This is a genomic window from Zavarzinella formosa DSM 19928, assembly GCF_000255705.1.
In the GTDB taxonomy this organism is placed as follows: domain Bacteria; phylum Planctomycetota; class Planctomycetia; order Gemmatales; family Gemmataceae; genus Zavarzinella; species Zavarzinella formosa.
The window spans coordinates 56927-67576 of the sequence record NZ_JH636445.1 but is presented as its reverse complement, the minus strand read 5'-3'; the positions used below and the strand labels follow the sequence as shown (position 1 = coordinate 67576).

General features: G+C 58.6%; 5 protein-coding genes. 3 read left to right on the top strand and 2 right to left on the bottom strand.

The genetic code is table 11. From position 1 onward, the window contains the following. Window positions 1–166: 166 nt before the first annotated feature. A complete protein-coding gene (locus BGIM_RS53540; RefSeq protein WP_157369591.1) occupies window positions 167–436 on the top strand; it encodes a hypothetical protein in 270 nt (89 codons plus the stop codon). Between the two features lie 109 nt (window positions 437–545). After that, complete coding sequence (locus tag BGIM_RS0132190) at window positions 546–4211, top strand: PVC-type heme-binding CxxCH protein (RefSeq protein ID WP_040891065.1); 3666 nt, start codon at window positions 546–548, stop codon at window positions 4209–4211. A 71-nt stretch (window positions 4212–4282) separates the two neighbouring features. Here the strand turns inward: BGIM_RS0132190 and dacB are convergent, their stop codons facing one another. Together dacB and BGIM_RS0132175 are read right to left on the bottom strand one after the other, a co-directional pair. Beyond that, window positions 4283–5821: a D-alanyl-D-alanine carboxypeptidase/D-alanyl-D-alanine endopeptidase gene (gene dacB, locus BGIM_RS53535; RefSeq protein ID WP_020473774.1), complete on the bottom strand. Its 1539-nt coding sequence runs from the start codon at window positions 5819–5821 to the stop codon at window positions 4283–4285. A 106-nt stretch (window positions 5822–5927) separates the two neighbouring features. Continuing rightward, window positions 5928–6848, bottom strand: coding sequence for a DMT family transporter (locus BGIM_RS0132175; protein WP_157369590.1), 921 nt, complete (start codon window positions 6846–6848; stop codon window positions 5928–5930). Between the two features lie 217 nt (window positions 6849–7065). Here BGIM_RS0132175 and BGIM_RS58660 point away from each other — a divergent pair, with 217 nt between their 5' ends. Further along, on the top strand, window positions 7066–10161 hold the full coding sequence (locus BGIM_RS58660) for a S9 family peptidase (RefSeq protein ID WP_020473770.1): 3096 nt from the start codon (window positions 7066–7068) through the stop codon (window positions 10159–10161). Window positions 10162–10650 lie beyond the last annotated feature (489 nt).

Below are 10650 nucleotides of genomic sequence, written 5' to 3'. Positions count from 1 at the left end.
AAAATCAAGCGGCTGGCCTTCCCGCAACTAGCATAACGCCCCATTGGATGACCGAAAGAAGTTCCTGCTGGGTGAATGTGTGCAGGCCTATCTCCCGTTGACCGAAGACCAAGCGAGGGAACTCGAAGGGATTCTGGAAACCAAAACCTATTCGGAGGTGAAAGCCGTGAACCTGACCGTCTATGACAAGGGAATGATCAAAGGCATTGAAAAAGGCCGTGAAGAAGGCCGTGAAGAAGGCCGCGAACAGGGGCAGATCTCGGGTCTCATTAGTGGGCTGATGTTTGCCACTGAATTGAAGTTCGGCCGGACGGACCCGGTTATCGCCGAGAAACTCAACGCTCTATCCTCGCTGGATGAAATCGGACGGGCCCAGACCTTTTTGAAGCAAGCGTCAACGCCGGAGGAATTTCTCCGGGATCTTGCCCGTCCGTGAAGATGCTTCTCCCGCATTTTCGCCTGCCTGCCTCAATGCTTGCATTTCAACCGGCCGCCCGTTAGGATGCGGAGACTTCTCCCGCCGCCCGCCTGCCGGAAATCTTTTCATGCGATCACTTTTGTTGATGTTGTGCGCATCGCTCCCTGTATTCGCGGGCGGTCTAAGCCCCCAAGAGGCCATGAAGGGGATGAAACTCCCCGAGGGTTTCTCGGCCACGCTCGTTGCCGCCGAACCGCTTGTCCGGCAACCGCTGAGCATGGAGTTCGACGACCGGGGGCGGCTTTGGGTGCTGCAATACCTCCAATACCCCAACCCGGCCGGGTTGAAGCCGGTCAAGCAGGACCAATACCTCCGTACCGTGTGGGACCGCGTGCCGGAACCACCGCCCAAGGGGCCGAAGGGAATTGACCGCATCACCATCTTGAGTGAACCGGACAAAGACGGGCAATACACCAAGTCAAAGGACTTCCTCGCGGATTTGAACCTCGCCACCGGCTTTTGCCTGGGCGACGGCGGCGTGTATGTGGTTCAACCGCCATACCTCCTCTTCTACCCGGACAAGAACCGGGACGACATTCCCGATGGCGATCCGACCGTGCTGCTCTCCGGCTTTGGCATGGAGGACACGCATTCCTACGCGAATTCCCTGCAATTTGCCCCGGATGGCTGGCTCTACGGCGCCCACGGCAGCACCGTGACGGCCAAGATCCGAAACCCGGCCGATCCCAAACACCCGGCCATTGAGTTCCAACAAGGGATCTGGCGCTACCACCCGCCGACGAAACGCTTTGAACTGTTCGCCGAGGGGGGCGGCAACACTTACGGTCTCGACTTCGACCAGTACGGCCGCTGTATCGCCGGGACAAACTATGGCGGCGCGGCGATGCTTCATCATGTGCAGGGTGCCTATTACGTAAAGGGCTTCGCCAAACATGGCCCGTTGCACAATCCGTACACGTATGGCTACTTCGAGCATGTCCCGTACGAGAAGTTCAAAGGGGGCCACGTCACCTGCGGCGGTGTGGTCTACCAAGCCGACCGCTACCCGCCGGAGATGCGCGACCAGTACATCGCCGGGAACCTGCTCTCGAATGCGATCTACTGGCACAAGATGACGCCGAAGGGATCGAGCTTCACTGCCACGCACGGCGGCGACCTGATGACGACCGCCGACATTTGGTTCCGCCCCGTCGATTGCTTCCAAGGCCCGGACGGCTGCGTCTACGTCGCCGACTGGTACGACAAACGGGCCGCCCACCTCGACCCGATTGACACATGGGACAAGACCAGCGGCCGGATTTATCGCATCGACTACAAGGAGAAGGCAACCATCCCGACGATGGATCTGTCCAAGAAAACAAGCGATGAATTGTGCGATTTGCTGGCAAACCCGAACAAGTGGTATCGCAACATGGCTCGCCGACTGCTGACGGAACGCAAAGACGCGAACGTGCTGCCAAGATTGAAAAAGCAAGCTCTGGAAGGGAAGGATCTCCTCGCCCTCGAATCGATGTGGGCGGCGGATTTGATTGAACCAATCTCTGACGAATTCGCGTTGAAACTCCTTGAGCACCCCAACGAACACGTCCGGGCGTGGGCGGTGCGGTTGCTCGGGGATCGAAATCCGTTCGCTTGGATATTCCCCAGGTCTTCGGCCATATGGGATCGGGTCGTCAAGCTCGCTCGCACGGACCCAAGCGTGTTGGTCCGCAGCCAGCTTGCTTGCACAGCCAAGCGGTTGCCCGGCATGGGCGGGGTCGAGATTGCCCTGGCCCTCGCCGCTCGTCCGGAAGACGCCGCCGATCCGCAACTGCCCCTGTTGGTGTGGTGGGCATTGGAACGACCACTTGGCGATCAGTCTTTTGAGTTGGACAAGGTGCGGACGGAAGACATCGTTTGGGATTCGCCCATGATGAAAACGGTCCTTCTTGAAAGGATTGCTCGCCGTTTGATGGCCGGTGATTTGGAAGACAGGGCGAGGTTTTCCGGTACGCACATCATCCTCACCATGGTCCCCGAGGCTCTCCGGCCGCTTGTGTTTAAGGGGTTGGAGGCCGGCATGGATGCAAAAGCGGTTGACCATGTGCCCGACCAGTTGCGGGAGACGTTGAACGCGATGGAGAAGTCCGCCGCCGCCGACCCGAATTTTCAACGTTTGCGTCTACGTTTTAACCACGGAGATGCTTTGAAGCAGGCTCATGGCCGCCTGACCGAAGGCAAAATGCCCGAGGCCGAGGCCGTCAAGCTCATCCAGTTGCTCGGCCAACTTCGTCGCAAGGAATCACAGCCGGTTCTTCTGAAACTCTTCCGCGAAGGCAAGACCGATGGTGTTCGGACGGCGGCCATGCTGGCGACGGCCAGTTACGCGGACCCGGAGTTTGGTTCCGAGGTGCTGGCCGCGTTTCCGAAGATGGGCGGCGGGCTTCGGCCACAGGCCCTCACCTTCCTGCTTGGCAAACCGGAGACGGCCGCGAAACTTCTCTCGCTGGTGGATGCCGGGAGGGTCGATCCGAAGTCCATCGCCATCGAACAACTTCGGCCGCTGGCTGACTTCAAGAACGAACAAATCGACAAAGTGGTGCTGAAGCATTGGGGCAAGATCGGAGCGGCGACGCCGGGTGAGAAACAGGCCCGGATTTCGTGGTTGAACATTCAACTGAGCAAAGCCCCCGGCAACAAAACGCACGGGAAAGAACTCTTCACCAAGAACTGCGCGATCTGTCACCAACTATTCGGCGAGGGTGCCAAGATCGGCCCGGATCTGACGACGGCCGACCGCAAGAATCGCGGTTATCTGCTCGCCCAGATCGTGGATCCGTCCGGGTATGTCCGGCCGGAATATATTTCGTTCAATGTCACCACCAACGACGGCCGGCGGCTTTCCGGCGTGGTGCAAGACCCGTCGGATGCCTCCGTCACACTGGTGAATGTGATCGACAACAAACCGGTGAAGACGGTCATTTCCAAGGCGAACATCGACCAAATGCTTCCCTCCCCGGTGTCGCTCATGCCGGAAAAACTGCTCGACACCCTCAGCGATGACGACGTGCGGGATTTGTTCTCGTTCATCCAGACGGAAGCCCCGGCCGAACAGCCGAAGCCTAAAGCCAAGGAACAAAGCGCCGGTCCCAAGTTAAAGGTGTTGCTGGTGTCCGGTTCGCTGGAATACAAATCTGATGACTCTCTGGCGATCTGGCAGAAGCACTTGGAGGCCACCGGCAAGGTGGAAGTCCTGCGGGCGTTCCGCAAGGCAGACGATGATATTCCCGGACTGATCGACGGCCTTGGAAAATGCGACGTGGCGGTGTTCTTCACCCGGCGGCTCAAGATTGACGGGCCGCAATTGGAGGCCGTCAAAAAGTATGCAGCCTCGGGCAAACCGGCCATCGGCATCCGTACCGCCAGCCACGGTTTCCAAAACTGGCTGGCGATGGACAAGGAACTCTATGGCGGCGATTACGGCAACCATTTCGGGCATGATCTCGTTCCGGAAATCACGTTCACCGAAGCCGGGAAGAAACACCCGATTTTGGAGGGTGTCAAACTCTCCAAAGCCACCGGCGGTCTCTACAAGAACGCGAATGTGGCCAAAGATGTGACCGTGTTGATGACGGGAACCATCCCGGATCACAAGGAACCCGTCGCCTGGACGCGGGAAGTGAACAAAGGCCGGGTGTTCTACACTTCCCTCGGCCACCCCAAGGATTTTGAGGACGAGAACTTCATCAAGATGCTGACGAATGCGTTGTGGTGGACAACCACCGCGAAATGAGTCGGTGGCACGGACGGCGAATGGAAGTCTGCGTTGACGACCCGCAAAGGCCGTCAATGCTGGCTTCATTCTCATGGTCCGTGAATGTGAATCGCCTCGGCCACCTTGCCCAACACTTTGCCCTGTTGGTTAGTCGTGCCGCCGGGGGCGAGCGGGACATCGTTCAGGAACATCGCAAAGTAGAGTTTCGTCCCCTTCGCGGTCGTCAGTTCCCCGGCCAGCGCTTTTGATCGCATCAGCATCCGGTCGTTTTGCACATCGGTCCACGAAAGCGTGCCCGTCTTCGCCCGGCATTTGCCATACACCGGGCTGTCTTTGGGGACGATGCCCGCCAGTGTGCCGTCCGCGCCCATCACGGGCAGGGCGTCGAAATAGACATCGGCTGACTTGTGTTTCGCCATCGCCTGAATCAATTGAACTGTCGTTCGCGGCGTCACCGCATCCGCGTTGGCCCCCCCTGCCCCGCCGGCGAAAGAAACAGTGGCCGGGTCGATGCCAAGGCTCTTGAGGAATTTGGCTTGTTGTTCGAGACCGCGTTGAATCGTGCCATTTTGGTGTTTCAAGCCCACGATGATCGGGAGCGTGCTGGCGTAGAGATTGTGGCTTACCTTTAACACAACTTTGATGACATCGGCCAGCGGTTCCGATTGATACTCGGCCACCTTCGTGAGCTTGTCGTACTGGCTCGTCGGCGGGACGTGGTCGCCGGGTTCTTTCAAGGACGCCCGCACCTTTACACCGTTGTTGCGAAGCGCTTCGATGAACAAGGCCCGCGCGAACAACTCCGGCGACTCCACCAGGGAAATGCGGGTGACCGTCGGCGACATGGCGGGAATTGTCCCGCGAACGATGATCTGGTTCCGCGAGATGGCCGCCACGGAGACATTCGCCTTGCCGCCGGCCGGGCCGGTCGTCACTTTCGCATCCACTTGAATCCATTCGGTCACCGGACGCACCACGACAGTCGCGGGCATCCCGTCGGCCTTCGCCGCGAAGACCTGCACGTCAACGACATTGTCGTTGATGACGATCGGCGTCACCAATTCCGGTCCGCTGCCGCTGCTCTTGGCTTTGGGGAACAAGCCGTCGTCCACAAAGATGCCGCCGGTCACTTCGGTGATGCCGTTTTTGCGAATCTGCTTCGCCAGTTGATCGAGGGCGTATGTTGGGTCCGAATCAGTCAGGGCGGTGGGGGTGATTCCCCCGCCATAGGTGTGGTCATTGTCCGCGAAGAGGGTTTTGCCGTCCTTGCCGCGACGGCCCCCCATCGTGAGATCACCGGAGGCCACCAAGATCAGATCGCCGGTCAGGATGCCATCCTTTACGGTCCCATGCTGATACACCGGTGTGCGAAAACGATAATCGGACCCGAGTTCGGCCAAGGCCGTCGCGCAGGTGTAGAGCTTGGTGGTCGAGGCGGGGGTAAAGAGTTTGTCCGGTTCGCGTTCGTAGACCGTCTTCCCGGTCGTCGCGTCAACGACGAGCAATCCCCACCGGGCTGATTTGTAGGCGGGCACATCCGTGATTTTGGCGATGGCCTCGGACAACTCGTCGGCACGCCCGACGCCGGTGAGCAACAACCAGACGATCAAGACTCGGGAACAGCGCATCAAGGGTAATCTCCGGGAAGTTTCATCGTGAGGGGAATGAAGAAAAGACCGGTCACAGAGATCACACCAAGTTCCGCCACGAAGATCAACAAGAAACTTGCTGGCTTTACGCTCTTGCGGAGGCTGTTTCCACAGGCTCGGGAACCGGTTCCGGCGTCGGCATCGCGGGGCGTTTTCGCTCCATCATCACCCAAGCCGTCGGGGCCAGAATCAGGAATGTGCCCAACATCGCGATATTGGTCACATGATGGCCGACCAAAGCCACGTCGATCATCAGGGTGAACACCACCTGCGACAACCCGACGACAGACACCTTGGCCGGATCGCCCAAGGCAAAGGCCCGCGTGAGGAACATCTGGCCGATGCTTGCGGTCAGGCCGACGCCGAACAGCAGCATCAGTGGATACGGCGAATAAAATGGCACAGCCTCTTCCCGCGATTCAAACGCGAACATCGCGGCCGCGCATGTCAGCGTGGCGACGCCGGAAAAATGCACGACAACGGCATTCGGATTAACCCCCTTGAGTTTGTTCAACCCAAGCATGGCGACCGACGTGGAAACGGCGCTGAGCAAGGCCAGCACAAACGCCAGATCGCTGTCCCCGGCCTGCGGCTGTTGAATCAGCCACACCCCGGCAACGCCGCCGAACACCGCCAGCCAGACCCGCAATGACGGAAACACTCCCAGCGTGAACCACGACAGCAACGCCACCCAAATGGGAAACGTGTTGGTGAGCGTGACCACCGTGGATGCCTTCAATTTGGCGAGGGCAAAGAACGCCGTGACAAGGCTGAAACTCCCCGCCAGACTGCGATGCCAGAGACGAAGCGGCCTCCAGATCACAAACGGGGTTTTCTGAACAAGACAGACCGACCCGACGATGACCAGCACGAGAAAACTGCGGAAAAAGGCGACCGTTTGCCAGTTGCAATATTGCCCCGCTTCATGGGCAAGTGCGGACATGATGGCGAAGCTCACGCAACCACAGAGCATCCACACATAGGGACGATGACTGGGAACTGACACGCGGCGGGATTCCTTCAGGGGCAACGTTTACCTTACGGAGGGAGAGAGCGCCGTTCCAGTTCGCATCGCTTGGGCCAATTGTTGATCGAAGAAATTTTAGACGCCGCGCGAGCCGGAAAAATCGAACAAAAAAGACAGCAAGCCAAACGGCGCGCCGTGACGGAGCAAATCCCCTAAAACGACAAAAGCCCCAAGATTAACATCTGAGAATCCCCTTATGCGGTCACATCCTCGCCTCTTTTCCGCAGTCTTCACGTTCGTCGGCATCATGGCTGCCGCGCACTCGGCCGAGCCTGAAAAAGTGGCGGGGGCGAACTGGTCCCAAGCCAGGAAATTCACCAAGGAATTCGTGGACCAGCACGTCCACCCGGCCACCATCACGCCAACGTTCATCGGCAAGACGGACCAGTTCTGGTATGCCGTCCGAACGCCGGAAGGGGTGAAACACTGGCGGGTGGATCCGGCGAAGAAGACAAAGACGCCGTTGTTCGATCACGCCCGGCTTTTGGCCCAGTTGTCCGAGCTGGCCCAGAAACCACTGGACGCCGCCAGTTTCCAAATCCGCGCGGTCAGCGTTTCCGAAGATGGAAAATTTAAATTCGCTTTCGAGACGTGGCAGTATGAATACGATCTGGCCACGAACACGATCAAGAAACTCGGCCGGGCACAAGCCGATCCGCAACGGCTTCCCCAGGAAGTGTTGGACCGGATGACCGAGAACGAACGCCGGGAGTATTTTGAACGCCTTCGCAACGGGCAAGACCAACAGAAGAAAGACGATGACAACAAGGAAGAGAAGAAGGATGACCTTGAGTTGAAGAAGGAAGAGCAAAAAGAGGAGAAGGAAGACAGCAAGAAGGAAGAGAAGAAGGACGAAAAAGACGGCGGCCGAACGGAAGGCTGGAAGGGATTGCTTGGCAAAGGGGGCTTCGGGCCGGGCAGCTACAAGGCTTATTCGCCGGATCGGAAACTGTACCTCTATGCGTACAAGTTCAACCTCTATCTGGCCGAAGAGGGCAAAGAGGCGGAAGCCAAACAACTCTCGTCGGACGGCGAGGAGGATTACGGCTACGGCGTCGGCCAGCAATCCCGTCGCAGCGACGGCACCCTCGAAAAACCGCAACCCCCCAGCGACCGCAAGACCCGCCCGCAGGTCACATGGTCCAAGGATTCCAAGCGATTCACCGTCACCCGCACCGACCGGCGGGGAATGAAAGAACTATTCTTGGTTGATTCGATTGCCGCGCCCCGGCCTGCGTTGGAGCGTTACCGTTATTCGATGCCGGGCGAAGAGGCCATCGCCAAGGGGGAACTCTACATCGGCGACGCGGGCGCCAAAACGCTGGCCCGGTTGAAGCCCAAGTGGAAGGACGAAGCCTACACTGACATCCGCTTTGGCAAAACCTCCGATGATGTGGAGTTCGTTCGTCGGGACCGTCTTCGCCGGCATCATGAATACTGTCGGCTGAACGCCAAAACCGGCGAGGAAAAGTGCCTGATTGCCGAGGGCTTCGAGGCGGCTTATCTGGAAGTGGCGGCTCCCCGGATCATCGAGGAGACCGACGAGGTGATCTGGTGGTCGGAGCGTTCTGGTTGGGGCCATCTTTACCTCTACGACCGTGACGGCAAGTTAAAGAACCCCATCACCGGCGGCGAATGGCGGGCGGGTCGTGTTCTTGAAGTGGATGCCAAAAACCGCCTGATCTACTTCCTCGGCAACGCCCGCGAACCGGGAGAGAACGTCTATTACACCCATCTTTATCGTGTCCGCACCGATGGCAGCGACCTGACCAACCTGACTCCGGGCGACGCCAACCACCGCGTCTGGCTGTCCCCCTCCAAGCTCTTCGTCGTGGACAGTTATAGCCGGGTCGACCTGGCCCCCGCCGCCACCCTGCGGGACGACAAGGGCAATGTGGTGATGGAATTGGAAAAGACCGATCTCACCCTGCTGGAAAAGACCGGCTGGAAACCGCCGGAATGTTTCAACGTGAAGGCGGCCGACGGCGTGACCGATCTTTACGGCAACATGTGGAAGCCGTTCGACTTCAGCCCGAGCAAGAAATACCCCATCATCGTGTATGTTTACCCCGGCCCGCAACAAGAAGGGGTGAGCCACACGTTTTCCGCGTGGACCAGCTATCAACAATTGGCCCAACTTGGTTTTATCATCATCCAAGTCGGCCATCGCGGCGGCTGCCCGGAACGCAGCAAGGCGTATCACAGTTTCGGCTATTTCAACCTGCGTGATTACGGCCTCGTGGACAAGAAGGCCGCCATCGAGGCGCTGGCCGGGCGGCATTCGTGGATCGACATCGACCGCGTCGGCATCTACGGCCATTCCGGCGGCGGATTCATGTCCGGGGCGGCCATGCTCCAGAAGCCTTACAACGAGTTCTTCAAGGCCGCCGTCGCCAGCGCCGGCAACCATGACAATAACATTTACAACAATTACTGGTCCGAAACCTACCACGGTCTTCGTGAGGTCACGATCGAAGAGAAAAAGAGCGAGGACAAGAAAAACGACGCCACGCAAACCGAAGGCAAAGGAGCGCGCCGAACCGGCACTGGAGGCCAGCGCAAGAACCCGCCGGAGGAAGACGAACCGGAACAACTTCCCCCGCCAAGAGTGGTGGCCGACGCAACCGAGAAACCCTCGCGGGAAAAGCTTGAAGAACTCCAAAAGCAGATCGACGAGGTGAAGAAACAACTCACGATGGTGTTGGGCAAAGGAGAGTCCCAAAAGGAGGAGATCGCGGCTCTCTTCAAGAAATTGGAAGGATTGCTCGCCCGGCAGGACGACATGAAAAAGGGCCTCAAGCAAGCCGAGGAGAAGAAAAGCGACGGCCCCAAGCAAGAAGCCAAGAAAACCGAAATCAAAAAGGATGAGGGCAAAAAAGACGAAGCCAAGAAGGACGAGGCCAAAAAGGATAACATCAAAGCCGTCACGGACAAGAAAGACGAAATGACCGGCGACAAGAAAGACACGAAGACGGAGACGCTGCCGAAGACGAAATTCGACATCAAGATCCCGACCAACGCCGAACTGGCCGCCAACCTGAAAGGGCACCTGCTGCTGGTCCACGGGGAGATCGACAACAACGTCCACCCGGCGAACACAATGCGACTGGTGGATGCGCTCATCAAGGCCAACAAACGCTTCGAGTTGCTCATCATCCCCGGCGCCCGCCACGGCTTCGGCGTTGCCCAGCCCTACTTCACCGACCGCCTCTGGGACTTCTTTGCCGAGCATCTTCTGGATGATCGCCAGACCAAGGCGGACATCAAAGAACGGGAGTCAAAGAAGAAGTAACCACCTGTCCATTGGTGAGCCTTCGGCCCCCATCCGGGTGGCCGAAGGCGCCGATGTCACTTCGCATGGGATTAGAGCGGAGTTCAGGTTGGTGTGGCGATCTACGGAGCCGATAACCCTTCCCTTGGCCTTCTCACGCCCGCCACACGCCTCCGAACTCGGCCATCGCCCGTCGGGGAACCGTTGGACCATCGGGAGTCGCGGCACCCTCGCTGGCGCGTTTTGAAGTTGCGCTTTTTGAGGTTTGGGTTTTCAAAGGTTGGTTTTGGTATTGGCGAGCAGCGTGAAGAGGAATCAAGAACACCTCGCACCCAACCCCGGCTATGTGCTCAGTGAGGTAAAAATCGACCGGCATGGCAGGGCCATTCCGTTATTCAACGTGGGGGATGCCGATAAGCTCCCGGGCTTTTTCGGGGTGGATTTGGAGCAATTCGATGGCTTCGCGGTGGTTGTCGGCGCCACTGTCGGCCAGCAAATGGATGATGGCAT